Source organism: Desulfonema magnum, from assembly GCF_017377395.1.
In the GTDB taxonomy this organism is placed as follows: Bacteria; Desulfobacterota; Desulfobacteria; order Desulfobacterales; family 4be13; genus Desulfonema_C; species Desulfonema_C magnum.
The window spans coordinates 178,415-204,339 of record NZ_CP061800.1; the positions used below are offsets into that span (position 1 = coordinate 178,415).

General features: G+C 45.5%; 23 protein-coding genes. 8 read left to right on the forward strand and 15 right to left on the reverse strand.

The features are described 5' to 3' along the window. Positions 1-374: 374 nt before the first annotated feature. The 5 genes from lpxA to dnm_RS00760 form a co-directional block, all read right to left on the reverse strand. Positions 375-1,145, reverse strand: a complete 771-nt coding sequence (lpxA, locus tag dnm_RS00740) for an acyl-ACP--UDP-N-acetylglucosamine O-acyltransferase (RefSeq protein WP_207680810.1) — start codon at positions 1,143-1,145, stop codon at positions 375-377. Further along, positions 1,142-1,588 (reverse strand): 3-hydroxyacyl-ACP dehydratase FabZ, encoded by a 447-nt coding sequence (fabZ, locus tag dnm_RS00745; protein WP_207680811.1) that lies wholly within the window; start codon positions 1,586-1,588, stop codon positions 1,142-1,144. The genes lpxA and fabZ overlap by 4 nt, the downstream gene beginning before the upstream one ends. A gap of 640 nt (positions 1,589-2,228) precedes the next feature. Next, positions 2,229-2,876 (reverse strand): TIGR04211 family SH3 domain-containing protein, encoded by a 648-nt coding sequence (locus dnm_RS00750; RefSeq protein ID WP_207680812.1) that lies wholly within the window; start codon positions 2,874-2,876, stop codon positions 2,229-2,231. 745 nt (positions 2,877-3,621) lie between these two features. Beyond that, positions 3,622-3,954 carry a hypothetical protein gene (locus dnm_RS00755; RefSeq protein WP_207680813.1) on the reverse strand — a complete coding sequence of 111 codons (333 nt, stop codon included), beginning with the start codon at positions 3,952-3,954 and terminating at the stop codon, positions 3,622-3,624. Between the two features lie 26 nt (positions 3,955-3,980). Then, on the reverse strand, positions 3,981-4,313 hold the full coding sequence (locus dnm_RS00760; protein WP_207680814.1) for a hypothetical protein: 333 nt from the start codon (positions 4,311-4,313) through the stop codon (positions 3,981-3,983). 551 nt (positions 4,314-4,864) lie between these two features. Here dnm_RS00760 and dnm_RS00765 point away from each other — a divergent pair. Beyond that, the gene (locus dnm_RS00765) at positions 4,865-5,860 is read left to right on the forward strand and encodes a sulfite exporter TauE/SafE family protein (protein WP_207680815.1); all 996 of its coding nucleotides are present in this window, start codon (positions 4,865-4,867) and stop codon (positions 5,858-5,860) included. 515 nt (positions 5,861-6,375) lie between these two features. Here dnm_RS00765 and dnm_RS00770 read toward each other — a convergent pair. Continuing rightward, on the reverse strand, positions 6,376-7,278 hold the full coding sequence (locus tag dnm_RS00770; protein ID WP_246556157.1) for an ABC transporter substrate-binding protein: 903 nt from the start codon (positions 7,276-7,278) through the stop codon (positions 6,376-6,378). A gap of 602 nt (positions 7,279-7,880) precedes the next feature. On the opposite strand from dnm_RS00770, the gene dnm_RS00775 reads away from it, so the two are divergent. The 3 genes from dnm_RS00775 to dnm_RS00785 all read left to right on the forward strand — a co-directional run bounded on the left by dnm_RS00775 (position 7,881) and on the right by dnm_RS00785 (position 12,108). Then, positions 7,881-9,557 (forward strand): HEAT repeat domain-containing protein, encoded by a 1,677-nt coding sequence (locus tag dnm_RS00775; RefSeq protein ID WP_207680816.1) that lies wholly within the window; start codon positions 7,881-7,883, stop codon positions 9,555-9,557. A gap of 314 nt (positions 9,558-9,871) precedes the next feature. Further along, positions 9,872-10,555 (forward strand): hypothetical protein, encoded by a 684-nt coding sequence (locus tag dnm_RS00780; RefSeq protein ID WP_207680817.1) that lies wholly within the window; start codon positions 9,872-9,874, stop codon positions 10,553-10,555. 17 nt (positions 10,556-10,572) lie between these two features. Further along, positions 10,573-12,108 carry an Hsp70 family protein gene (locus dnm_RS00785; protein WP_207680818.1) on the forward strand — a complete coding sequence of 512 codons (1,536 nt, stop codon included), beginning with the start codon at positions 10,573-10,575 and terminating at the stop codon, positions 12,106-12,108. Positions 12,109-12,635: 527 nt separating this feature from the next. Here the strand turns inward: dnm_RS00785 and dnm_RS00790 are convergent. The 8 genes from dnm_RS00790 to dnm_RS00825 form a co-directional block, all read right to left on the reverse strand. Then, positions 12,636-13,058 carry a hypothetical protein gene (locus dnm_RS00790; protein WP_207680819.1) on the reverse strand — a complete coding sequence of 141 codons (423 nt, stop codon included), beginning with the start codon at positions 13,056-13,058 and terminating at the stop codon, positions 12,636-12,638. A gap of 219 nt (positions 13,059-13,277) precedes the next feature. Further along, on the reverse strand, positions 13,278-13,733 hold the full coding sequence (locus dnm_RS00795) for a hypothetical protein (protein ID WP_207680820.1): 456 nt from the start codon (positions 13,731-13,733) through the stop codon (positions 13,278-13,280). Positions 13,734-13,837: 104 nt separating this feature from the next. Further along, on the reverse strand, positions 13,838-14,464 hold the full coding sequence (locus dnm_RS00800) for a hypothetical protein (RefSeq protein ID WP_207680821.1): 627 nt from the start codon (positions 14,462-14,464) through the stop codon (positions 13,838-13,840). A gap of 155 nt (positions 14,465-14,619) precedes the next feature. After that, positions 14,620-16,443, reverse strand: coding sequence for a transthyretin-like family protein (locus tag dnm_RS00805; RefSeq protein WP_207680822.1), 1,824 nt, complete (start codon positions 16,441-16,443; stop codon positions 14,620-14,622). 252 nt (positions 16,444-16,695) lie between these two features. Continuing rightward, complete coding sequence (locus dnm_RS00810; protein ID WP_207680823.1) at positions 16,696-17,070, reverse strand: hypothetical protein; 375 nt, start codon at positions 17,068-17,070, stop codon at positions 16,696-16,698. A 24-nt stretch (positions 17,071-17,094) separates the two neighbouring features. Next, complete coding sequence (locus tag dnm_RS00815) at positions 17,095-17,568, reverse strand: protease inhibitor I42 family protein (RefSeq protein WP_207680824.1); 474 nt, start codon at positions 17,566-17,568, stop codon at positions 17,095-17,097. A gap of 272 nt (positions 17,569-17,840) precedes the next feature. Continuing rightward, on the reverse strand, positions 17,841-18,764 hold the full coding sequence (locus tag dnm_RS00820; protein WP_207680825.1) for a C1 family peptidase: 924 nt from the start codon (positions 18,762-18,764) through the stop codon (positions 17,841-17,843). A gap of 670 nt (positions 18,765-19,434) precedes the next feature. Next, positions 19,435-20,457 carry a sigma-54 interaction domain-containing protein gene (locus tag dnm_RS00825; protein ID WP_207680826.1) on the reverse strand — a complete coding sequence of 341 codons (1,023 nt, stop codon included), beginning with the start codon at positions 20,455-20,457 and terminating at the stop codon, positions 19,435-19,437. Between the two features lie 815 nt (positions 20,458-21,272). Here dnm_RS00825 and dnm_RS00830 point away from each other — a divergent pair. The 4 genes from dnm_RS00830 to dnm_RS00845 all read left to right on the forward strand — a co-directional run bounded on the left by dnm_RS00830 (position 21,273) and on the right by dnm_RS00845 (position 24,271). Further along, positions 21,273-21,518 (forward strand): hypothetical protein, encoded by a 246-nt coding sequence (locus dnm_RS00830; RefSeq protein ID WP_207680827.1) that lies wholly within the window; start codon positions 21,273-21,275, stop codon positions 21,516-21,518. Between the two features lie 171 nt (positions 21,519-21,689). Continuing rightward, positions 21,690-22,847: an MFS transporter gene (locus tag dnm_RS00835; protein WP_207680828.1), complete on the forward strand. Its 1,158-nt coding sequence runs from the start codon at positions 21,690-21,692 to the stop codon at positions 22,845-22,847. Positions 22,848-23,370: 523 nt separating this feature from the next. Beyond that, entirely contained in the window at positions 23,371-23,841 is a 471-nt protein-coding gene (locus dnm_RS00840) for a PTS sugar transporter subunit IIA (protein WP_207680829.1), read from the forward strand. Between the two features lie 10 nt (positions 23,842-23,851). Next, entirely contained in the window at positions 23,852-24,271 is a 420-nt protein-coding gene (locus dnm_RS00845; RefSeq protein WP_207680830.1) for a hypothetical protein, read from the forward strand. Positions 24,272-24,360: 89 nt separating this feature from the next. Here the strand turns inward: dnm_RS00845 and dnm_RS00850 are convergent, their stop codons facing one another. Beyond that, positions 24,361-25,734: a cation:proton antiporter gene (locus dnm_RS00850; protein ID WP_207680831.1), complete on the reverse strand. Its 1,374-nt coding sequence runs from the start codon at positions 25,732-25,734 to the stop codon at positions 24,361-24,363. Between the last annotated feature and the right edge of the window lie 191 nt (positions 25,735-25,925).

The window sequence follows — 25,925 nt, forward strand, 5'->3', positions numbered from 1 at the left end:
TAGGTGTTAGGTGTTAGGTTTTAAGTGTTAGGTGTTAGGTTTTAGGTTTTAGGTTTTAAGTGTTAGGTGTTAGGTGTTAGGTGTTAGGTGTTAGGTGTTAGGTGTCAGGGCCGATGTTCAAGATTTTTTGTTCTTTGCACAGGCAAATCATAAAAGTTGCCTTCGCTACAGGAATTTTGTATAAGAAGAGGATGATAAGAAGAGGGATTAAATCCTTTTCTTATACAAAATCCTTGTAGCGACATGTCAGAGACAAAAAATAATATTGGCCAGGCCGGGAAATCTCCGTGTGAAAATTGTCAGCAAATTCACTCACCCGGGAAAAACTTGATCATCAGATACAAGGCATCTGAAAAACACCAGATGTCAGATGCTTATCTCGTAATGCCTCTCTCGGAAGACTTGATAAAGTTGACAAAATTAACGACTTCGGGAACCTGCTCCACTTCTGCGCTGACTCTTTCAATGGCTTCATTCAGGGTGATTCCGATGCGAAAAATGATTCTGTAAACTTTTTTCAATGCAGATAAGGTTTCCTGAGACATTCCATGACGTTTCAGCCCCACGGTGTTTAAGCCGTGGAGTTTTGCCCTGTCTCCCGCGGCAATGACATATGGCGGAATATCTTTTACCACCGCGGATTTTCCACCCACAAAGGCATAATCCCCGATTCTCACAAACTGATGAATCGCCACAAGCCCTCCGACCGTGGCATAATCCCCGATGATGATATGCCCGCCAAGTGTGGCATTGTTCGACATGGTGACGTTTCTGCCAACTTTGCAGTCATGGGCAATGTGGGTATAGGCCATGAGAAAATTTTCTTCCCCGATTTCGGTCACGCCGCCGCCAAAACTGGTTCCCCTGTGAATGGTGACAAATTCCCGTATGACCGAGCCTCGTCCGATTTTAACACGCGTATCTTCACCGCCGAATTTCAAGGACTGCGGCACAGCGCCGATGGCCGCAAATTGAAAAATATGACAATCCGGGCCGATACTGACATGAGGTTCAATCACAGCATGGGAGCCGATAATGGTTCCGGAGCCAATGGAAACATTTTCCCGGATAATCGCATAGGGGCCCACCTCAACATTGCTGCCAAGTTCGGCTTTGGGGTCTATGATTGCGGTGGGATGTATCATTTCTTTTCTCCGATAGTTGCCATAAATTCAGCTTCAGCCACACGATCCCCGTCAACCGTTGCCACACCGGACATTTTGATCGCTTTTGCCCGGGCTTTCAGAAGCTGCACCTCAAAGATGAGCTGATCTCCGGGCACAACCGGTTTTCTGAATTTGGCCTTATCTATTCCCATAAAATAAAACAGAGCGCCCTTGCTTTCCGGGGACACGGATTCAAGCGCAAGCACTGCCCCTGTCTGGGCCATGGCTTCCACAATAAGCACACCGGGCATAATCGGTGCCCCTGGAAAATGACCCTGAAAAAACGGCTCATTGATGGTGACATTTTTCAGCGCGACAATTTTCTCTTTTGGTACAAGTTCAAGTACCCGATCCACCAGAATAAAAGGATATCGGTGCGGCAGGAAACTCATGATTTCCTGAATATCATATTTTTTTTCCATTTTTTTAAGACCTTTGTTACATATAAAAAATAATAAAATTTTACTCGTTCCCGTACTCCGCCTGAGACCCCGTCTCCAGATACGCTCCCTTACATGGCAAGGCTGTTGACTTAGGCAATTCCGAACGGATCCGGAGTGCAAAAATTATATTTTTGCGCCTGCGAAAAAGCATTTTTCGCACTCCGGAGAAAATACTGGAAAACCCGCTTACTCTTAAGTCAACAGCATTGCCCTTACATGGCATCCCGCAGGGGTGGGTAACGATGAAATACGAGACAGAGCCTCTGAGAACGGATTCTCAGACAGATTCCGTTTTTATTGGTTATTCCATTGCTTTTTTAGAAATTGTTCTAAGAAATCTTTATAAGTACCTGAGCAAAAATTTTTTATGTACTTTTTTTTCTGCGAGCGGCGGAGAAACGCGGCTTTTTCCTTTGTCGGAAAGGCATCATTCCGGAAAAAAAAGCCGGGTTTCTTCCCCGGGCAGATATTAAAAACTTATGGTTAGGTACTTATGTCCGGGTGTTCCGAAATTCTTCCAATACGTTTTCATATTTGTGAAGATATTTATCCGCGCACTGTTTGGAACATGCTGAAAACAAACCAATTGGCGGGTCAGGGAGCGATAGAAAAAACCCGCCTAAATCAAAGATGAACGCCGGGACTGGCCTCTTCCCACAGCACCGAGCACAATACCCAGCAGAAGCACCCCTGCTCCGCTCAGGACCCACCAGAGCCTCTGGTCTTTCCTGATTTCTTTTAATTCTGCTTCTGTTTTTGCATTTTTTTTCCTCTGCTCGGCAAGCTGAAACGCTGCTTTTTTATAGGCTGTCTCAACTTCTAAAAAATCAGAACATCCGATTTTAAGTTTTTCATAAGACTTGCTCAGTTCATCAAATGCTTTTTCATCATCACTAAATCCTGATGTGAGTCTTTCGATTTCCTCTTTTAACCTGCTGTTTTCTTCTTCCAGAGAAGTCACATGAAGTGAAAGCGAATCACACCTTTTTATCAGTGCTTCTGATGCAAATACAGGCGGTCTTTGGGATGTAAGATAACGGCTGAGGACCCAGCCTTTTTTTCCATCCTCAAGTCGGATATTTGTCCATCCCTGCCCCTTTTCCAGTATTTCAACAGGTTGTCCGGTCGAAAGCATGGAAAGTATTTTGCGGTTATTTCCCGGGCCCAGCCTCATTGTTATTTTGATTTCGCTGACATACATGGTTTCAGCCTCAGCCACCGTGGAAAATAAAAGCAGACAAATTCCGATAAAAACACATTTTTTCATAAACAGCCTCTTCATCATGGTTTTGGCTAATAATGAGAACAATCTTTTAAGCTATTATAAAAAACTAAAAAACTTGGTTTTTCATAACGGGGGGATAATCTTTTTTATATCTATACCTGATATTGATCAGATTGTAAAGAATTTAATCCTTACAACGGCATTCATCAAAGGATCATTTTCATATTGAAAAGCCTGAATTATTCCGGTTAATTTGTCATTGTCGGATTCTGCCCCCATTGTCCGGAGTACAGACCCTTAAACCCTGAATGGCAATTTTTTTCCAAGAGGAGTTTCGCCGCGGCTCGACAGATTCTGCCCCTTGTCCGGCTTACAAAAAAAGCAGAAATATGACATTCCTGTCCCTGTCATAAATTAGAAGATAAAAAATAATTTTTTAATTATAACGGATTTAGTAAAAAATATAATATACTGAAATAATTTATTTAAAATATGATTTTTTTTCTTCGAATGTCATTCCGGGGAAAACTGACGTGATGCGGGGCTTATAATGCCACAAAGGCACAAAGACACAAAGTCTCACTCGATAATCAAATTTTTTTCTGTCATTCCTGCGAAAGCAGGAATGACAGGCTATTCGGCCGGATCGTATCAAAAAAACTTGATTATCGAGTCTCACGAAGGATATTCGCGTCTCTTTGTGTCTTCTGGTGTTGCTTTTCGGTTAAAGTCAGATTCATTGCGGTCATGCGGTTGTTTCGTAACAGATCAGATGTTTGTGTGCTTTTCAAAAAAACAGTCCCAATATTCCATGCAGGGTTGCGACACCAAACGCTGAATAGGCAAAGGTTTTGTGCAAGCGCAGCAAAACCGGGGCCTGCCCTTTGATCTTAATCCACCGGGTGATGATTGCTGATACCATTAGGAGCCATATAACAGGGCCGGAGATACTCAGCCACCGATATTTGGGCAATCCGAGAAATCCATGACTCACATGCCCGGTATGCTCCACTTCTTCCATATCTTCTATCGCCACTTCCTCGGCCTCTGTTGATGCGTTCTCCGCGTAAACAAGACAGACTGAGAAAATAAGCGTCAGGATAATTATCACTATTTTCATAACAAATCTCCTCTGAAACTTGAAATTCAAAGATTCAGCGGATTTTCAAGCAGCCATATGAGATCGTTCCGAGTTTCAAGTTTCAAGCTATTATAAACATGTCGCCCCCACGGGGCTTTGCCAGCCCTGTAAGGGCAGGCATACTTGCAACTTTTTTGTCTCCTGTCGCGGGGAGCTTCGTGACGCGAAGCGTCTGTCCTGCATTCCCACGCAAAGCGTGGGAACGAGACCAAAGCGTGGGAACGAGACCAACGAGACCAAGCGTGGGAACGAGACCAAAGCCGGGTTTCTTCGCTCTCCCGCACACAGTCCGGAAACTTTTCGATCTGCTGACACTCATTACCTTCAGAATCAAACATACTATTTTTTTCCTCCTTGTTGTTAAGAGTAAATAAAAATTCCGATACACCTCATCTGTCAGATAAATAGAATAAAAATAAAGGGTTTGTCAATAAAATAACAAGAATTACCAGGGTTTCTGAAATCTAATCCCCTTAAAGTCTCAGGTTGACACCTGTCTGTTTGTTTGTTAATAAACGCTCATGAAAAAGTCGGGTTTTTCGCCCCCGGTCATAAAAATATTTTCAGATAAAAAACCCCGGCTTTTCAAAATATATTTTCACGGTAAACTATAAATATTAAGAGGCTTATTTGTATTCCGGGCATATTGTCTTATGGTTTCAAATGCCGTGTTCGGAAACAGGCGCAATTAAAACAGGTCTCATGGGGTCCGGGACCGGGGAAAACCGGAAAACAAAGCAGACTCCGGACCTTTTGCCTGGAAAAGATGAACAACTCGGGCGAACTTCTTAAAAAAACAGGTAAAAATAATCAGCGATGAGGACGGGGGGACCATATTTTAAGATCGTGACGCGGGAGCCTGAAAACGAAAAAAGGTAGTTTTCACAAGATGACAAACAAAAAACGCTTTCCTTATATAATCCTGGCAATAGCTGCCGGATTATGGATCATACTTTTTCCTTATTTTTATAAAGATTTTTTTAATGAGTTTTTTTATATGCCTTTTTTAGGCATTATTGCGGCAACCGTCGCCAACACAACACCTGCGGCGGCCGGAATTGTTTATTTTCCCATACTCACCCGGCTGCATGTGTTACCGGCCACAGCGGTTCAGTTTAACATGATGATTCAGGCTTATGGCATGGGGCTTGGTACATTCAAATGGTTTCTTGTTAATAAAAAGCTGTTTATATGTGAAGTAATTCCAATATGTCTGGTCGGCGGAATTATCGGAGTGGTTGTCAGTATCATTTTCTTTCCGATAGGTAATCCGGAATTACTGACCCTGGTATTCAACTTTATTGCTTTCATGCTGACCCAGATTATTTTCTTTTCAATTCTGTGGAAGCACAAATATCCCCGATTACATATTGATCTTAATACTATCAACATACTGATCTTAATCAGCTTTTCATTTTTAGGGGGGCTTATCTCTGGTTGGATCGGATTCGGCATTGACACCATTTTTTACTTTGTTCTTACGGTAATTTTCAAAATAAATCCCGCAGCCGCCATTGTTACCAGTATTTCGCTCATGGCAGCAGTGTCCGTAGCTGGCACTCTGATAAACGCTTTTTTTTATGAGGTTCCTCTTTCTTTATGGTATTCAGCGATTCCGGGAGTGACCATTGCCGGATTATTCCTGGCCGCTTATCTGGCTGTAAAATTAGGAGCAAAGAATGTTCTGATACTATTTACTTTCCTTCTGAGCATTGATTTTTTTGTGACGTTGTGGACCCAGCACAGCATTCCCATAAATCAGACGCTGAGGCTATTGATAACTTACGTGCTGATTGTTTACCTGATTTTTATTCATATAAAAATATTCAAAAAAAGTTATAAAGACATTGATACTTCTCTGGGAGAGTTCAGACCCCGTGAATAATCCTGATGAGGTGACTGACAACCCAACTTACACAAATGATAAGTCATTGCCGTTTATATGAAAAAGGTGTTAGGTGTTAGGTGTCAGGTGTCAGGAAAAATTACAAATTTTTCATGCTTCGTCGTGACTGGCATCTCATGCCCGTTTATATGAATGTAGGGTGGGTGAAGCGAAGCGTAACCCACCGTCTGCGCTCATGCCCGTTTATGAATGTAGGGTGGGTGAAGCGAAGCGTAACCCACCGTCTGCGCTCATGCCCGTTTATATGAAAGTGTCAGGTGTTAGGTGTTAAGTGTTAGGTGTTAAGTGTTAGGAAAAACTGCAAAACTTTCATCGCTCGTTGTGACCGGCAGATCATGGCCGTTTATATGAATGTAGGGTGGGTGAAGCGAAGCGGAACCCACCGTCTGCGCTCATGCCCGTTTATGAATGTAGGGTGGGTGAAGCGAAGCGGAACCCACCGTCTGCGCTTGGTGAGTTACGCTTCGCTTCACTCACTCTACGTTTCTACATTTTTATTTTACAGGAACAGCATCCGGATAAAAAAGCTGATTTCCCATGAGTTTGTAATCAGCGATGAGCGATTGTCCTTTCTCGGAAATCAGCCATTGTGCAAACTGCTCCGCGAGATCATATTTTACATGGTCAAATTTTTTGGGATTAATGGGAATGACCCCGTAAGGATTGAAAAGCTGCGAATCTCCTTCGCAAAGAATTTCCAGTTCCAGAGCAGTTTTTCGCCCCAGTTTGTATTTAATATAAGTGCCTCTGTCTGACAAGGTGTAAGCTTGTTTCTCATCAGCAAACGTCAGTGTTTTTCCCATGCCCTGACCGATGGACATATACCACTTTCCCGGGCCTTTGGGGTGCATAAAGCTGACATCCTGATTTTTTCCCTTCTTAACAATGGTCTTTGTGACTTTCTCCATTTCAAGGCCCGTGACGTTCCACAAATTCTGTTCCTTGGTATGCGTCCCACTGTCATCGCCTCTGGAGACAAACACTGCTCCGGAACCAGCGATTTTTTTCAATGCCTGGGCAGCGTCTTTCATGCCTTTTATCCCTGCGGGATCATTTGCAGGCCCCAGAATAACAAAATCATTGTGCATCACCGCATAACGCTTTGTGCCATATCCGTCTGCCACAAATTTTTCCTCTCTGGCTTTGGCATGGACGAAAATAACATCAACATTGCCGTCTATCCCGTCACGGATAGCCGCGCCGGTCCCCTTGGCAATCACCTTGACTTCAATGCCCGTGTCTTTTTTCAGCTCAGGCAAAAGAATATCCAAAAGCCCTGACGACTGGGTGCTGGTGGTCGTGGACATCTTAATTACCTTGTCGCCGGCAAAACCTCCGGGGATGAAAGCCGATGCCATAAAACTCAGAACGATTAACGCAAAAAACAATTTTTTCACATCTTCCTCCTTTTTCGTCTGTTCTCGTTTGTTTTCGTTAAAAAAATAGAAAATCCCATTTTACATGGCGTGAAATAACAAGAAATCCTATATATGTCAAATGAATAATAAACCTTGTCTTCTAAATTGCTGGTGAGGAATCTCATTGTAAAATTTCTTGATAAAACGCTTGAATTTTTTTAGGATAAAACTTAATTATTTTTTTGTTACAGAGAACCCTAGGAAATCCGGACGCTGAAAAATATTTTTTGAACTCCGGATGATAAGTACCTGTGCAAAAGTTTTTTATATATCTTTTTTCTGCGAACTGCGGAGAAACCCGGCTTTTTCCTTCACGGGCGGCGGGTCATTCCGGGAAAAAAGCCGGGTTTCTTCCCGGGCAAATATAAAAAACTTTCTGATTATAACGGATTTCGGGGAGGGCGGGAAATGGTGTCGAATAAAAGAATGGGACGGATGTCCGTCCGTCAGCATATGACACAGGTCTCCCCTAAATCTGTTATAATCAGACAGTTTTTTTTCAGCTTGATGATTGCGAATCTGTAAAAATGGAGTCACACAGATACATAAAATCGGCCCTATGGCTTTCCGCAGGATATTTCATGACAACCTGCCTGGTGGGAAACTATATATTGCTGCTGTGGGTTACGATCATGTTCATTATCTTTAATTTTTATGTATCGTTAACATTCTTATTCGAAAAGGGAAGAATTACTTCTGATGTCATCCTGCTTAATTTGGCCCAGCTGGCTCTCTTTTATCGCCTGCATATTCAGATTTATGCAATTCTTGGCCCTGCCAATTATTCATATGCTTCGCTGCCCCGGTGGTATGACTGGGCCGAACTGATTATAATTCATGCGCTGAGAGCAGTGGATCTGCTGGATATGATCGAAGCTTACGGAATCAGATTGCAGAATGTCAGAAATCAGAGTGTTGTCTCAGGTCTTGCCCTCTTCAGCATGCATATGATGGTGGATATTTTCATATTGGGAGCTATTTTCAACGCTGTCAGCCGCCGCTCACGGGAATCCGTCACGATAATGCAGTTTATGGAAGAAATGGAAAATACGCTGATGTCCCCGAAAAGTTTTCTCTTCCTGGGACTCATGGTGATGTTATATCTGATAGGATATACAGCAGAACATTTGTTTAAATTTAATGATTATCCAATATATTCGTTAAGATCAGACACATCCTGCCCGAATATCCGAATCCTTAATAATTTCTATTTATGGCCTTTAGACAATATCCTGCGAACCTTGGATTTTGGCGATGCGTTTCAAATTTTTGGATGGCGTCTTCACACGGTTGAGAGAACAATGAATTCAGCAACTCTGGCAGTTTGTTTCCGTTTCATGGTGGCAACATATACTATCGGAGTGGTAAACCATCTCTATTTGAGACTTTTAGGCGGACAGGGCAAGACCGTTGAGGACCTGACTGCCATCTGCATCTCATCTAAGTATTCACAGGGAGAACGTCTTATCGCTCTGGAAGCATTGAAAAAGTTCGGTGCCTATGCGGATTCGGTTGCTCCTCACCTTATCGAATCACTGGCATATGTTGAAAAACAATATAACAGTACAGTCATTTTACTGAAAATCGCAGCGCCGGCCATTCCCCATCTTGTAAAAGCTTTGGCAGACAGCAACCCCGTTATCCGAGATGCGGTGATTGAAATCTTGGAAGAAACAGATTCCGAATGGCCCCGGAGCGAAGAGGCTTCCGGAGCCATTCCCCATCTTGTGAAACAACTGGCAAATGTCGAAGCAGATGTGCGCTGCGCGGCCCTCAATGTTTTGGAAAAAATTGATACCTTATGGTTTCAGCGTAAAGAAACTCGCCGCAAAATTCCTTATTTTATAAAATTGCTGGCTCACAGAAACGCAAGCATCCGTATCGGATCTGCCTACGCTTTGATATTTGTGGGACCCGCGGCAAAAAAAGCGATTTTTCGTCTCGTGAAGATGCTGGCGGACAGCAATATGTTTGCCCGCGGCGCGGCAGCGGCTGCTTTGGAAAATATTGATCCGCAGTGGCAGCAAAGCGAATTCGCACATAATGCGATCCCATATCTCGTGAAAATGCTGGGGGATGACGAGGCAAATGTCCGAGACGCGGCCACCGAGGTTTTGGAAAAAATTGATCTCTCGTGGCCCGGGACAAAAGGCGCACACAGTGCCGTGCCTTATCTCGTAAAAGTGCTGGCAGATACCGAGAATGAGGGCGTCAGAAATTCCGTGAGAAAAGCATTACATAAAATTGATCCCTTTTAAATAACAAAACTCGTTCCCAGGCTCTGCCTGGGAATGCGTACCCGAGGCTCTGCCTCGTGTATCATCGTGCGGCTGATGACTTTCATGAGATGAAAATGCTTACCAGATGCTCGCCCGGGATTGATAAATCCCAGGCATTTCAGACGGGTTTATCAAGCCGCCGGCAGCGTTTTAAAATATTTCCCATCTGCTACCCGACCGCACTGATTCCGACGGGTAACAGACCTGCGAGGTTTTCAAAACTTCACAGGTATTTGCCGCTCCGACCCGTCATAATCATTGCGGTCAGGCATTACTGATACCGGATATACTGGATGAGGCAGAGCCTCGGAATATCCGTTCCCAGGCAGAGCCTGGGAACGAGTAAAGGAGGATACCGGATATACTGGATGAGGAGGCAGAGCCTCGGAATATCCGTTCCCAGGCAGAGCCTGGGAACGAGTAAAGGAGGATACCGGACATACTGGATGAGGAGGCAGAGCCTCGGAATATCCGTTCCCAGGCAGAGCCTGGGAACGAGTAAAGGAGGATACCGGATATACTGGATGAGGAGGCAGAGCCTCGGAATATCCGTTCCCAGGCAGAGCCTGGGAACGAGTAAAGGAGGATACCGGACATACTGGATGAGGAGGCAGAGCCTCGGAATATCCGTTCCCAGGCAGAGCCTGGGAACGAGTAAAGGAGGATACCGGATATACTGGATGAGGAGGCAGAGCCTCGGAATATCCGTTCCCAGGCAGAGCCTGGGAACGAGTAAAGGAGGATACCGGACATACTGGATGAGGAGGCAGAGCCTCGGAATATCCGTTCCCAGGCAGAGCCTGGGAACGAGTAAAGGAGGATACCGGATATACTGGATGAGGAGGCAGAGCCTCGGAATATCCGTTCCCAGGCAGAGCCTGGGAACGAGTAAAGGAGGATACCGGACATACTGGATGAGGAGGCAGAGCCTCGGAATATCCGTTCCCAGGCAGAGCCTGGGAACGAGTAATTTATAACCTGAAGGAGGATAGTTATGTCATACGCAGTCGGTATAGACCTTGGAACGTCAAATTCAATTGTATCTGTTTATCGGAGAGGGGTGGCGCAGACCCTTTCAACAGAAGGACATTCGGTCATGCCTTCTGTGGTTTCATTTCGTGAGAACGGAAGCGTTCTGGTGGGTCGTTCAGCAAAAGCAAGAATGCTCATTGATCCTGAGAACACCGTATTTTCCACCAAGCGGTTTATGGGGGACCGAGGCAAGTTTTATAAAATAGGAGGAAAAAAGCTTTCCCCAGTCAATGTTGCTGCGATTATTCTGAGGCGGCTGGTTGAAAATGCAAAGAACACGCTCAATGAAGATGTCCGGGATGTGGTGATCACGGTTCCCGCGTATTTCACAGAAGCCCAGAAAAAAGACACCAAAAAAGCAGGTGAGGAAGCCGGTCTGAATGTTCTCAGGCTGATTCCGGAACCCACTGCCGCGGCCATTGCTTACGGGTTGGACAAGGAAAAAGATCAGACCCTCATGGTATATGATCTTGGCGGAGGCACATTTGATATTTCGATCCTCGAAGTGCGGGGCAATACCTTCAATGTAAAAGCCGTGGGAGGTGACAGCCGCCTCGGAGGAGATGATTTTGATCAGGCCATGATCACCTGGGTTGCAGAACAGTTCAGGAAACAGACCGGGATTGATATTATCAAGAATGACACTCCGGAGGGAAGAGCCGCAAGGCAACGCTTAAAAGAAGCTGCGGAGACCGCCAAAATTGATCTCTCAGAAAGCAAAAACGCATTTATCAATCTTCCGGACTGTCTGGGGCATCCCCTGAGTATTGAAATTTCGCTTTCTGAATACAACAGGCTAATCCAACCTTTTCTTGAACGGACAATGGACTGCATCAGAGCGGTTCTCCGGGATGCAAAACTGACTCCGAGAGATATTGACCGGGTCATTCTGGTGGGCGGTTCAAGCAAAAACACGCGGGTTCGTGAGATGATCACCGAGCATATCAAGGAGCCTTATATCGCGGACAGGGTGGATGAGGTGGTGGCACACGGCGCGGCCATTGTCGCGGCCAATCTCTTTTTACCCGAAGAAATCATGGTTCCCATTGAAATATCAGATGTGACAGCCCACTCTCTGGGCGTGGATATGAGGAATGTTGACAATAAATTAATTTTTAAAAAAATTATTTCTCGACAGACCCGTTTTCCCTGCCGCCGGGGCATTATCGGGTTTACAATGGAACCTTTTCAGGAAGCTGTGAGAATGCGCGTTTTTCGGGGAGAAGATTCAGACCCGGATAAAAACACTTACCTCGGAGAACTCAGCCTTCCCATATCACCTCCGCAGCGGGAAGAGCTGCCCATTGGCGCAATTTTTGAATTGGATGCGGACGGTATTATTCACTTCACGGCTGTGCAGCTTCCGTGTTCCGAAGAATATGATCCGATTCTCGACTTTGCCCGGACAAATGACGGTGCGCTGAGTCTGTCCCATGCGGATGATCTGGTAAGACTGGGAAAGGCAAAGACAAAAACGGTTCAGATCAGGGCAACTTAACACCCGATGATCAAGTTTTTTTCTGTCATTCCTGCGAAAGCAGGAATTCACATATCCCGGAAACGCGGCATCGGCCCCAAAAAGGATTCCTGTCTTCTCAGGAATGACAGACTTTTTGTTCGAACCAAGTCAAAAAATTTGATCATCGAGTAACAGCGTTGTATTCTTTCTGCCGGACCGGGCCTGTTTTCAAAGACCGTATTTTGATTTATGGTAATAATCCGAGACTAAACCGCCGCCAAAATCAAAGTGAGGAAACAGAGGTGGTTTTAGCGACAGGCATGAGCTTTTTTTAGGCCAATTCTTTTTTTAGGCGATTTTCAGTTCGCAGTTCCCGGTGTCAGACCGCCTAAGGGCGGAACTAAGTATCAGACCATAAGTTTTTTGATATTTGCCCGGAAAAAAAACCCGGGTTTTTCCCCGGGATGACTCTCTCTCCTTCGCAGGAAAAAACCGGGTTTCTCCGCCGTTCGCAGGAAAAGATATATAAAAACTTTTGCTCAGGTACTGACAAAGAGCAAATTCCCTTATGTGTGTTCCTCGAACCTTGCTCCGGCTCCGGTAAATACAACTTGGCCACCTGCCTCAAATTCTATTCTTATGCTCATTACCAATGGCTGGGTACATCGGCGGTCAGGAAGGTTAAAGCTCTCATTTAAGACCCGTTCACTAAGATTTGGCTGACTTCTGAAAATGATTGTGCCATCGTGATGCCATCCCCCGTGCCTGATATGCACATCTGTAATCGTGGCTTTCCCATTGATATGCCCTCGGAGCCAGGCATGGTAGTGATCAACATTGTCATCGTCCAGCTTTGTAGCCGAAGGAATTGCAAAGTGAAACCAATTCCATGTGCCCCTGTTCTGTCTTATCTGTGCGCCCCATCCGGCACGTCTCATGTAAAGACCGTTATCATGTCCCGTATATTCTTTTGTATATTCGGCTATCACATCAGCACCATGGGTCCAAAACGTAAAATTATCAGACAGTTCATTCTCCTTTCTGTTTTAACAGAACTATCTCATCAGAATCACCGCTCTGTCACTCTGAACGCGGCCTGACAGCAGCCATCAGCCGCCGCTTTGGGTGACATGAAACCTCCGAGGTTTTCAAAACCTCGGAGGTTTTTCACAGGCTGACCTGTCAGATTCATTGCGGTGAGTTAGTACTTAATTGGGATGAATTTCCTTGTTCAACTTGCCCTCAGCCGCACCTGCTCCTGTGTGATCACGGAGGATGTGGTCAAAGCTGGCATCCCACGAGTTGATCCGAGCGGTTACGATATCCTTTGTACCATTCGTGACCCTCTTGCATTTTCCTCGGAAAAAGAGTGTGGTGTGGACTTGGTGAGCGTCGAGATTGAAAGGTCTGCTGACTGCGGATCTGCCAAACGGGCCGATGAGAAGAAATGCGACATCCGCAAACGAGGTTCCACTCACTCGCACCGTGACGTTCTTCATGTCAAGGTGACTCTGGTTGGTGACCCTGACCCTGAACATGAACGTCTCTGTTTCGTTCAGGACTGTGCCCCCTCCCCCTGTAATCTCAAAGTTCACGATCTCTGTTTTACAGTTGTCGGTTTCATAGTTGTCAACGGCAATTCTCAGATCTTCAATAATACTCATGATATTTTCCTTTTTTATGTTCAGAGTGTTTGGCTGGTAATTTTGTCTTCCTATAGGCTCGGAAACACCGGGAATGTCACCTGCACTCTGCAATAATATGGTTTTTAATCCTGCTTACCTGGCATCGCTTTTACGATCTCCATTATCGTGCCTATTGCTTTTTGCAGTTCCGTATCCTTCCTGTCCCTTACTTCCTCAAGTCTCTGGCCCAGTTCGACAATCAATTCTTTCTTTGGTTTTTCCGCAACCTTCATCATCACTTCTGCAACCAATCCCAATTCCTGTTTTGGCAGACGCATTTCAACGGCACGTACCAGGAGCGGATGTAAAACCTCGTTCGTGCAGGTTTCAACAGAATTCAGAAGCAAATTCACACAGGCATGATCTCCGCAACCCACGATCACCATCACCTTGTTTGTTTCTTCGTTACGGCCATGACATACCCGCGTCCATACCACATAACATCCTGGCGGGACTTCAACTTCGATATGATTTATGTGTTCTCCTCTTGGCGGTTTTATTCTTATCCGTGTCTCTCCCTGATAATTCGGGAGTACCTCCACTTTCTCGTGGTCTGCGTATTTTGCTCTTAACTTTTCAATAACCGTGGTATCCATATCCACAAGATAATCCCCGCCGCATGTCTTAATCACCAGATCTGTCATCCAGCAATCCGTGACAAGACCGCAATCCGAGTATCTGATCCAAATATTGAGATTCGCATAACTCATTTTCTGTCACCTCCGTTTAACCGTGTTACCATACCCATTGGCATATCATTATAACTTGTTATTTTAAAAAAGATTTTAAACACTTCCTACCTGTCCGCAATCATAGACGTCACCTCCTTTGTTGCTGATTCTGCGGATCATATTTTTTGCTCTCCTCATGCTTTGCAGAAAGCAATCTGGTCGTACCGGTCGTCAGGAATATCATCACCAGTGGTGAGCAGCACCTGAACTCTCAGCGTCACAATGTAGGCGCAGGGGGCCAGATCGGCCACGACAAACCCGTTGGGAGTGGCGGTTCCGTACTGTTCCCCAGGCACAGCACCAGGCAGGTTAAAACTGTAAGGCCCCCCGGGACCGGACATCGTTATGACGACATTCCCCATGGTGGGGTGAGCTGCTGTAAATTTCACATCAAGGTCGTTCTCAATTTCCGCGCATCCGCCTCCGACAACCAATTGCCCAATATCAACCATGACCACAGCCAGCTGATCCGAGCGATGCTGTGCCATCCACGCGGGATGACGCAGGATGTTATCATAAAGTGTATTATTGACCGCAAGATGCTGACAAACCCCTGCCACCTGTTCGGATCCGGGATCGCCAACCTTGCGTACCCGCATCCGCAAGGCAAAATAGCGGTTTTGCACAAGTGCCTGACCCGTGGAAGTTGAGCTGTTGCCTGTTACAAGTCCGGTCAGATCAACGTCAGCCCAGGTCCCGAGTGATTCAGTGTCTAACGTGATCTGATTGCCATTGGGTTGGAAAAAACCGCCGGGTCCGAAAGCATTGCTCTCCTGCGGAACCCTGATCCATCCGGCAACAACATTGGCCTCGAGTTCGCCAGGGTTTCCATTTACGGTATAAGGTTTTGATTTGATGGGGTTGGGATCACCAGGATATGCAGGCGCATACTTTAAAAGATGTCCGATCACGGTGCGGGGAATCTGTGAAAGGCTGACAGGTGTCCAGGAAGTGATCGCCGTACCATCAGACTGCATCTCACGCACATCAAAACAGTACTCCATTTGCCCGCCGGCGAACTTCTTGGGCAAGGTCCCGTTGAGACGGATGGTGTTGTAAAATGCGCGGCCATCCCCCAAAGTAAGCCCGCTGCTTCCGGGGCTGCTGTCAATGTGCGTCTGGTGATTGTAGGCTCCGATATGGGTAAAAACCGGTGGCGGATAAACGTCCTCATGAGGCATATCGCCGTCCAGGCAAAGGGTTACGCAAAAACAATGCCCCACGTTCTCACGTCCGGGCTCGCGTCCCTTGGAGGGCGGTTCGATGAGCAGCGGCGCGCCGGTGTGGGGATGGCGGACATGAAAATAAACATCAGGGCCGCCCACCAGTTCGATGTCAATCCAAGTGCCAGGTCTGAATACTGCCTCTGTATATTCAATCAGGAACCGGCCGTCACTGTCGGTGAGGGACTTGCCTAGGGGATCGTCCTGAAGCCAGTCCCGATCAAACGCGGAAACTTCAACACCGCCCACAGGCTGGTGACTTTCACAGTGAATCACTCTGCCACAGATGACCCAACGCCCGAGCAAGGCGAGAACAAGGCAGCAGATCCGCTGCGGCAGACAATAATCCCATACTGCCACAAACTTGTCCTCATATTTACGCCATGTGGGGGCGAGTGTTGTCAGATGTAAATGGCGCGACTTTCCTTTGTCATCTCCTTCGCCTGAACTGGTGAGCTGAATATCCACGTCAAAAGCTTTTCCGTCGTATTTGTCATCTAATTGTAAATCAACCTTCCCCTCTTCGTCTGTCACCCCTTCTGCCAAAAGTAACGGGGCCTTATGCTTCACTTGCGCATCATTTAACTGGGAGAATGTGGTCTTGGGATTGGCAGCAGCAAGGTTTGCGGTTTCCTCGTCGGACCGGCTGTACAGGCGTACTGTGATCTCGGAAAGCGGCTCAAAACATTCATTACAAAAATGACCACATAGCTGAATTTTAAACAGGTAGTTCATATTAAGATTTCTCCTTTTGTGTTCTTTAAGCTTCAGAGGGCTACGGTTACTTTGGTTAAGGTTATCCGTGATCTGTCATACAACCCTGTGATTCTCCCTTGTGGGCAATAAAAAGATATTGCTCCCCCTGCATGCCTTGCCAAAAGCGGGCTTCCCGAACCCCGGGCTGAATCTGACCCCGCAAAGTTTGTTCACGTCAGTTAGTTATCAAAGCGGGGTCAGTTTAATCCGTATTTCTCAGACCTGGTTCTGCTATCTGGGCTTATAAGCCACGTCAATATTCGTAATAGCCAGGTCATCAATATTCAAACCGGATACGCTTTTCCTATCCCCCCAGATATCACAGGTTAATACAGCGATTGTATTTCCGGTCTTTCTCAAAGCGCCGTAAATTCTGTTGTCAATTTCAAAAAAGTGAGATTTTTTTCCAGATGTTAAGTACCCGATAAAATTGTCATTCAGTGAAACTCGGTTTTTATGGTAATCAACACCGGTTGCCCGGATGATAATTATGCCCGGGTAATTATTATCCACGTCTCTGTCGAGGTTAAATTTAAAATGATGGCTCTCATTGGCATCATTCAGTTGCTGTACGCCATCAAAAGCTTGTTCTGTTCTGTAAAGCATGATTAAACCTTTCTCTTTTTACGATTATTCTTGTACTTCAATAGTCACTTCAAAACGCTCAGTCTCGCTCTTTTTCGCGTCCCATTCCTGCCGGAGTTTCAGCTCAAGTTTTGCAGTTCCGGGTGATTGTGCTTTGAAAGTAAATGTTCGTATGCCGCCTCCGCCAATCGCTGTGGATAGATTCATAAAAAAATCTGAGTCTGCGAATTTAATAATCTGATCATCAGACGTATTGATTTCCCAACAATAACCCGTGCTGGGATTTTCGGGAACACGGATCAGAATTAAATTTCCCTGATTGGCCTTAAAAATTTTCCCATGGTCACTTTGAGTGATCGCTATTTTTTCAGGCATGTTGATTTTTCCTTTATCTTCCTCACCGATTGCATAAGCGCTGATAAATATGGCGATTGTATAAAAGATCACCAGTATAACCGTAGCGTTTGCTAAAAAAAGTTTCAGAAATAAGATTAAAATGTTATATTGTTTTTTTCGCATGGATATGAATGCCTGGATGAAGATGCGGCAGTGTTCCTGTTCCGGACATGTCCCATATTTAAGTACCTAACCATAAATTTTTAATATCTGCCTGAGGAAGAAACCCGGCTTTTTTTTCCGGAATGATGCTTCCCGGATAAAGGAAAAAGCCGGGTTTCTCCGCCGCTCTCGGAAAAAAAGTATATAAAAAAACTTTTGCTCAGGTACTTACCAAACTGCTTCAGTCGGTTAATAAGGCTTAATCCGGAACCGGAACACCGCTGTCTGATTTTCTACAGACCAAACTGCCTTGTATTTACCCATTCCATACGAAGGAGAGACCAGAAATCCAGAGCCAGTCTTTTAAGGACATACTCATATGGCAGCCATCCGTATCCTTTATCGCCCCAGCCAGTTCCCCAGGAGTTGCGAATCAGAAACGCGCCTTTTGTTTCTTTGTTGCACTTGGTATTTTTGATTTTCATATCATCATCATAGCCCACTGCGACGATGGCGTGTCCCCATATTGCATGCTCACCCGGACAGGGATAGGGAATGCCCCCGGGCACGTTTGTATAATTGAATGATCGAAATCCGTAAAACCCGAGCATGGAGGGAATACCATAGGCAAGGAATCTTTTAACATTACCGAGTACCCTGTCCGCAGGAACCCCCTGAGGATCATGTCTGAAATAGCTGAGTGCTTCAAAATTCTCCGCTATGGCATAGACAAAATTTGAAGGTTCATCATCAAAGGTCCGTTCTCCCGCAGGACCTGGGTTTTTCTTGGTGGTATAAGGCCAGTATTTTTCAGGAGGAACGCCGCAAATCGCCAGGGCACCCATTGTGGTTCTCATCCAGGCACCGGTATCTCCCACGACACCCATCAGGTTTCGGGTGGTTTTGTAAACAAAAAGCCGGGAGCCATCAATGTGCCTTCCAAAAGCCCGGTTTTCATAATATTCTGCAATTCCCACGCCCGCATGTGCGGTACAGGAGCCTAAATTTCCCTGGTTCTCAATCGGTGAACACCAGCGTCGCAGATCTGTCTTTGTCGGTAATGAAGCGGCCGGTGACACACCCAGCGTTTTTACCATAGGCGCAATCTCGGGGTGATCCTCAGTGCGGTCTCTGAAGTCCGGTAAGGGTGCCATCCATCCCGTTCCTACGATTTCATTTGTTTCAGGAAGATTTACTTTTTCATAAGCTGTTAGCATTTTTCTTTCCTTTTTAATGTTTTTCATGATGAACAACTCTCTGAATTCGTTCTGTGGAAAGATAAAAGCAAGATCAGTGCCAACACGGATCAAATGAGCAATTTTATTTTATAACTTTTTGATAATTAAAGATTTATTTTAAATGCCGGACATTGAATTTTCTCAGCTTTCCGAGGGAGAAATGTTACAGGTTCTGTGACACATATTTTTTTTGCTGTGCCGAAAAAGCAGGAGGAAAAGATTTTAATATATTGAAAACATATATCTTAATTTGATATGAGTTAAAGAAGAAGAAAGGGGTGAAGTGTAACATTTCCATGTTACAAAATTATGTGACAGTGTGACAGTCAGATATGAAGCGTGTCCGAGCGCACGGGAGATGGCCTTTGCCTGACTGCAAAAAACCGCTTCGCTTCATTTTTGCACTCCGGATTTATTAAAGGCTTTCGGGCTGCTGACAGTGTGACACTCAGATAAGTACCCGATCGAAAATTTTTTATACATTTTTTTCTGTGAGCAGCGGAGAAACCCGGCTTTTTCCTTCAGGGCCGGCGAATTATTCCGGAAAAAAAAGCCGGGTTTCTTCCCCGGGCAAATATCGAAAACTTATGGTGAGGTACTTATGAAGTATCTCCAGAGGCAGGGGCATGAATCAGGGAGTAACAAAAAATCATCTTTCAGGATTCCTTTTCTCAATAATATTATATTTCGCCATCTTTCGGTAAAGCGTCATCCGGGACCATCTGAGCTTCATGGCAGCTCTGGTCTTATTCCATCGGGTCTCCATCAGAGCGGATACAACACGAGTTCTCTCTTCATTGGGAAGCGTTGCTGTGCTTGTCAGCTCTTCTCTGACCGGTTCGGGCAGTTCCATAAAAACAGCCTCACGGGAAGGAAGATTGATAAAGGATTTTTCCACAAGATTTTTCAGCTCACGCACATTTCCTGGCCAGTGATAGCGAAGCATCAGCGTCATGGCCTCTTCTGTAAAATTTTCCACTTTCCGCCTGAACTTGAGATTGAACTTGTGAATAAAATAACGAGCCAGAATCGGAATATCCTCTCTCCGGTCCCGCAGCGGCGGCATACGAATCCGGGCCACATCGAGCCTGTAGTAAAGGTCTTCTCTGAACTTCCCCTCCTCCATCAGATGTTTGGGTTCCTTATTGGTAGCGGTGATCAGCCTGGCATTCACAGAAAATATTCCCTTTCCTCCCAGACGACAGACCTCTCTGTTTTCGATAACCCGCAGAATTTTTGTCTGAGCATGAAGGCTCATATCTCCGATTTCATCTAAAAATATACTGCCTTCTCCTGCCATCTCAAATTTTCCCTGCTGATCTGCCACAGCCCCGGTAAAGGCCCCTTTGTTATACCCGAAGAGTTCGCTCTCCACCAGACTGTCAGGAAGAGCAGAACAGTTGACACACACAAAAGGTTTTCTCTTTCTCGGACTTTCCCGATGGATCATTTCCGCTGCAACTTCCTTGCCTGTGCCGCTCTCTCCGGTAATAAGAACAGTGGCATCTGTTTCCGCGATTTTCAAAATATCTTTCAGGAGCTTCTGTATTAAAAAGCTGTCACCGATCATGGACGGAACCGCGCCCGACTGACAAAAGATGTTATCCCCATTTTTCGCATCCTGATATAAAGCCTTATCCTTGTCCGCAGTTGTTACGACGCAGTTTTTCATGGATTTCCTCCCTGATGAAATACAACGCCGGGCAAGCAGAATCCCTTTTATTTCCGATAGATATTATTGAATCCGATTTCATTTTGGCGTTGATTATTGATAAATCTTCTCCAAGTTATGATCATCTGATCAAAAATATTATAATATTTATAACAAGGATTCGTCAATGGGGTAAAAGGTGTATTCAAAGGGGGCAGATTCCCCTTATTACTCGATGATCATGTTTTTTGACCTGGCTCAGAGCGTGTTTGAAAAGTAATTCCGAACGCGGCTTTGCGGCTGTTTCTTGCCACGAAGACACGAAGACACGAAGGCTCACGAAGTTTCTTTGTGTCTCTTTGCGGCTGTTTCTTGCCACGAAGACACGAAGACACGAAGGCTCACGAAGTTTCTTTGTGTCTCTTTGCGGCTGTTTCTTGCCACGAAGACACGAAGACACGAAGGCTCACGAAGTTTCTTTGTGTCTCTTTGCGGCTGTTTCTTGCCACGAAGACACGAAGACACGAAGGCTCACGAAGTTTCTTTGTGTCTCTTTGTGGCTCTGAGAGCGTGTTTGAAAAATGACGGACAGACCGGTTTTTTAACCGCGAAGCACACGAAAAAGAATACGAAACAATACAAAAACAGACGGAAAATTTCCCCGGTTCCGGTATTTTTCCGTGTGGTTCGCGCTTAAAAAAAAACGCCAGGCCCGTTTTCGGGGATATTTGTCATTTTTCAAACATGCTCTCAGACAAAAAACCTGTCATTCCGTTCGACTGATACTTTGGCGTGAACTCAGTCGAACGCTCACGCCGAAGCCCGCAAAAGCAGGAATGACAAAAAAGGGTGTGTCCCACCTTTTACACATCCGAAAAAATCAGCCGCAAAGACACAAAGACACAAAGGAACCACAAAGACACTTCGTCAGACTTCGTGTCTTCGTGGCAAAAAAAATGGCCGGTTCCGCTTTTCACACATCCGAAAAAATCAGCCGCAAAGACACAGAGAAACTTCGTGAAACTTTGTGCCTTCGTGTCTTCGTGGCAAAAAAACGGGCGTGTCCCGCCTTTTACACATAAAACCTGTCCTTGTGTAAAAGGCGGGACACACCCACAAAAAAACTTGAACATCGAGTATAATCAGATTGTTTTACTTTTCTTTTGAAATATGGAAATAAATGATTGTCTGTTTTTAAATTTTGCGCTATAGTCCACTCTTTTGCTATTTCAGACGTAACAAAGGTGGAAGGAATGATTGAAAAAAAAAGTTATCCCATGTACCGTTATCTCGCGGTGCTGACCATCAGCACAACTGTGGGGCTTCAGGCTTGGCGAACGTTGTTTGACAATTTTGCAGTGAATGTCGTGGGCTTGGAAGGCAGCCATATTGGTGTGTTGCAATCGGTAAGGGAAATCCCCGGATTCCTGGCGCTTCTGGCCGTGTTTGTGATGCTGATCATCAGAGAACATCGCTTATCCGCATTATCTGCTCTCATATTAGGCATCGGTGTTGGCACCACAGGATTGTTTCCTTCCTATTCGGGACTGCTTTGCACCACCCTGCTGATGAGCTTCGGGTTTCATTATTTTGAGACCACAAACCAGTCCCTGACCCTTCAATATTTTGATAAGACCACCTCCCCCTGGGTATTTGGAAAATTACGCAGTCTGGCAGCCGCGTCGAATATCGGTGTGGGTATCCTGATCTGGCTCATAGCGTCCCTGTTAAGCTATACCCACATGTATCTGCTCATCGGAAGTCTCATCATCGCCGCAGCCATATGGGCTTTTCTTCAGGACCCTGTGGATCGGAACATTGCGCCCCAGCGAAAAAAAATGATTCTCCGCAAACAATACTCGCTTTACTATTTTCTCACATTTATGGCCGGCGCACGACGACAAATTTTTACTGCTTTTGCGGTGTTCCTTCTTGTGAAAAAATTTCATTTTACGGTTCAGGAGATTACGCTTCTCTTTGTGACGAACAATCTGATCAACTATTTTCTGAGTCCCTTTATTGGAAAATGTATTATCCGGTTCGGTGAGAGAAAGGTTCTGTCTTTGGAATATTTCAGCCTGATATTCATTTTTCTGGCTTATGCCTCGGCCGACTCAAAACTGGTGGTGGGACTTCTTTATATTCTGGATCACATTTTTTTTAATTTTGCCATTGCGATCCGAACCTATTTTCAAAAGATAGGCGATCCCAAAGACATCGCTCCCACTATGGCTGTGGGGTTTACTATCAACCACATTGCTGCTGTAATTTTTCCCGCCATCGGGGGACTGTTGTGGATGATAGATTATCGAATCCCGTTTATATGCGGGGCAGCTATGAGTATGATCTCTCTGATAGCGGTTCAGCAAATCAGAGTGACGGTGATGGAAAAAACGCTTGTTTTCAAATAGGTGTTGGGTGTTAGGTGTTAGGAAAGATTGCAAAACTTTCATGTTTCGTTGTGAGCGGTAGATTATGATTGTTTATACTCGATGATCAGGTTTTCTGACCTGGTTCGGACAAAAAGCCTGTCATTCCTGTGAAACCAGGGATCTGTTTCATAGAGATTTTACGAACCCGGAGGCAGTGGATTCCTGCTTTCGCAGGCTTCGGCGTGAACTCAGACTTCGGCGAGCTCAGACTTCGGCGAGCTCAGTCGAGTCGTCGAACGGAGTGACAGAAAAAAAATGATCGCCGAGTTATAGGAAATTTCAACAAAAGCAAAATATTGCATCCTGTTGGAATTGGCAAAAATTTTAGGGAACTCGAAATAAATAACACACCCGATACAAAAACGTAGGGTGGGTGGAGCGAAGCGGAATCCACCCTACATCTCCGGGTATTTTATTTTTGGAGAACTCCCTTATTAATCGAACGGAGGTCGGCAATTCCTCCCCTGAGCTGAAGACTCAGCGGTTTTCTTGCCGCAATTTTATGAAAATATGGAAATATCTCAGGCCCGAAAACCTTTTTTTGGATGTTTCGCTTCCGGATAAGGATACGACACTTCGCTTTGTTGCGGACGCGTGTGTTCAAAATGGTGTTGTGACAGACGGGAATATGCTCTGTGAAGGGATGAAGGAGCGGGAAAAAACCATGAGTACGGGGATTGGCAGCGGGATTGCGCTTCCGCACACAACCAGTCATGAGACAGAGGACGCGGCCGTTCTTCTGATCCGTCCGGCTGTGCCTGTTGATTTTGAGAGCCTGGATAATCTGCCTGCGGATATTATTTTGGCACTGATTATCCCGGAAAATCAGACGGCCCTGCATCTTCAGATACTCGCAGGGGTCTCCAGGCTCTGCAAAAATCCGAGTATTCTGAAAGCAATGAGAGAGGCCAATAACTCAGAAGAACTATGGAAAAAAATCAGAAATCTGGAAGAAAAAATGGCCTTTCATTAGCAGGTGAGACATGTACCTTTTAATTGCTGTTATCAATAATGAGGATCTTTTTGACGATCTCATCACAGGCTGGCTGGATATTGGCATCACAGGTTCAACAGTGATAGAAACCACTGATTCTCTGCAACTGATCAGTCAGCATATTCCGATCTTTGCAGGGTTTCGAACGCTCAACGGCGGCGGAATGCTTCATAACAAGACATTGTTCACCGCTATTGAGGACCGGGAAATTCTTGATCAGGCCATTGCTTATCTTGAAACACTTTGCCTGGAAACAGGAAAACCTCATCAGGGTGTTTACTTTGTCACGGGTCTTACAACGTTCGGACGCCTGGGGCGGGAGATAGACTCAGAGGAGCGTCAGCGAGACATGGAAAAAAAAATCGGAAAGCCTTTGAAGGAGAAAGCAGAAGAGGTTTCAGAGAGCTAAAAATAATTCCGCTGTATTTCAGTCCGAATTCATCTGTTAAAATGTCTCAGGTCTGTCGCGTTGCAGACTCAGTCATCAGACTGTCATTCTTAGCGTTTCCCTGCTTCGCCCACTCTTTCCAAAGCCATTTTAAATGTAATGGGTCCCGCGATCTGATTCACGGAGATCACCGCGAGGACCACGGTGGTAAGATGGGACCCGATTTCAGGGAACTGTCGTTGCGCCAACTGAGCCAGGCCAATGGCGACCCCGGCCTGTGTGAGATATGCCATCCATGCGTTTCGATTGTGACAGGGCGGGTCTCTGTTTATGATTCCGGCAAGCCATGTGGCCCCAAAAATTCCTAAGATACGAACCAGCACCATGCTCATTGCCAGGGGCCAGCACATGCGAAGCGCTTCAAGGTTCAGGGACGCTCCGGCCAGAGAAAAGAACAGAACATAAATGGGCAATGCCACACGATCCAGGCTTTCCATGAAATCAAATCCCCCTTTGCTGAAATTCTGAACAGTAAATCCCGCGCTCATACAGATCAGCAGCGGTTCCAAATGCAGATGAATCTCAAAATGAGTATTCATGAAATGGGTCAGCCACAGGGATGTTTTGGTAACACCAAAAGCCACAAAAAGAAGAAACAGGGGAAGATCATACCCGGCCCGGTCTATATAAAGTGAAATGCCTTTGCCGATCACCGCACCGATAATAAGAGAGATGGTCAGTTCGGCAAACAAAGCCATAAAGACCTCCTGACTGATGATGCCGCCCGGGGTCAGAATAATCTTTGTTATGGCAAGGGCCAATGTAAAGAAGATAATAATAAGCACATCTATGACAATGGTAACCCCGATAACAGTTTCCGTAAACAGACCCGAAGCACGGGACTCACTGATAATGGCGATGGCCGAAGAAGGGGACCTGGCCACGGCCACAGCTCCCAAAAGCACAGCAAGCGCGATGATCTGGTCTGAAGACAGTGTCCGCATCAGGTTAAATTGTTTTCCCATGAAAGTCACAAAAACAAACACCAGTCCGAAAACAATCAGAATGTTCAGAAGGATATTCAGCCCAATGGCCAGTCCGCGTTTTTTGAGAGATTGCAGATGCAGTTCCCCCCCTGCCGTAAGCGCAATAAAGCTTAACGCCAGATCATCTATGAGCCTGAGCTGTCCAGCCATATCAAATGTCAGAAAACCCGTGACATAAGGGCCGGCGACAATTCCCGTAAAAATGTAAGCGCTGATCAGGGGGATTCGCACCATTCTGAGAATCTGAGCCACCATATAAGCGGCCAACAACACAAACCCCAGGGAAAAATTAATCAGCCCCGCACCCTGCCAGCTGGATCCGATATCAATGCTTTTTACCCATAAGGCAAATACCGTCATGAGAGAAAGCCCCAGGACATAGCTTATCAGGTTTTTTCCGGTCTGATCTTTCCTGATTTGATAAAAAAAGTCATCCATTATCTGTCCTTAGTTAAGGGAGTTAGATGTTCGGTGTTCGGCTCACTGCAAGGATTTTACTGATTCTAACGGATTTTATATAAGAAAGGATCGGTGGTGTTCCGGAACTGGATTTTATCCGAAAAAATCAGCCGCAAAGACACAGAGGAACCGCAAAGAGACTTCGTGAGACTTTGTGTCTTCGTGCCTTC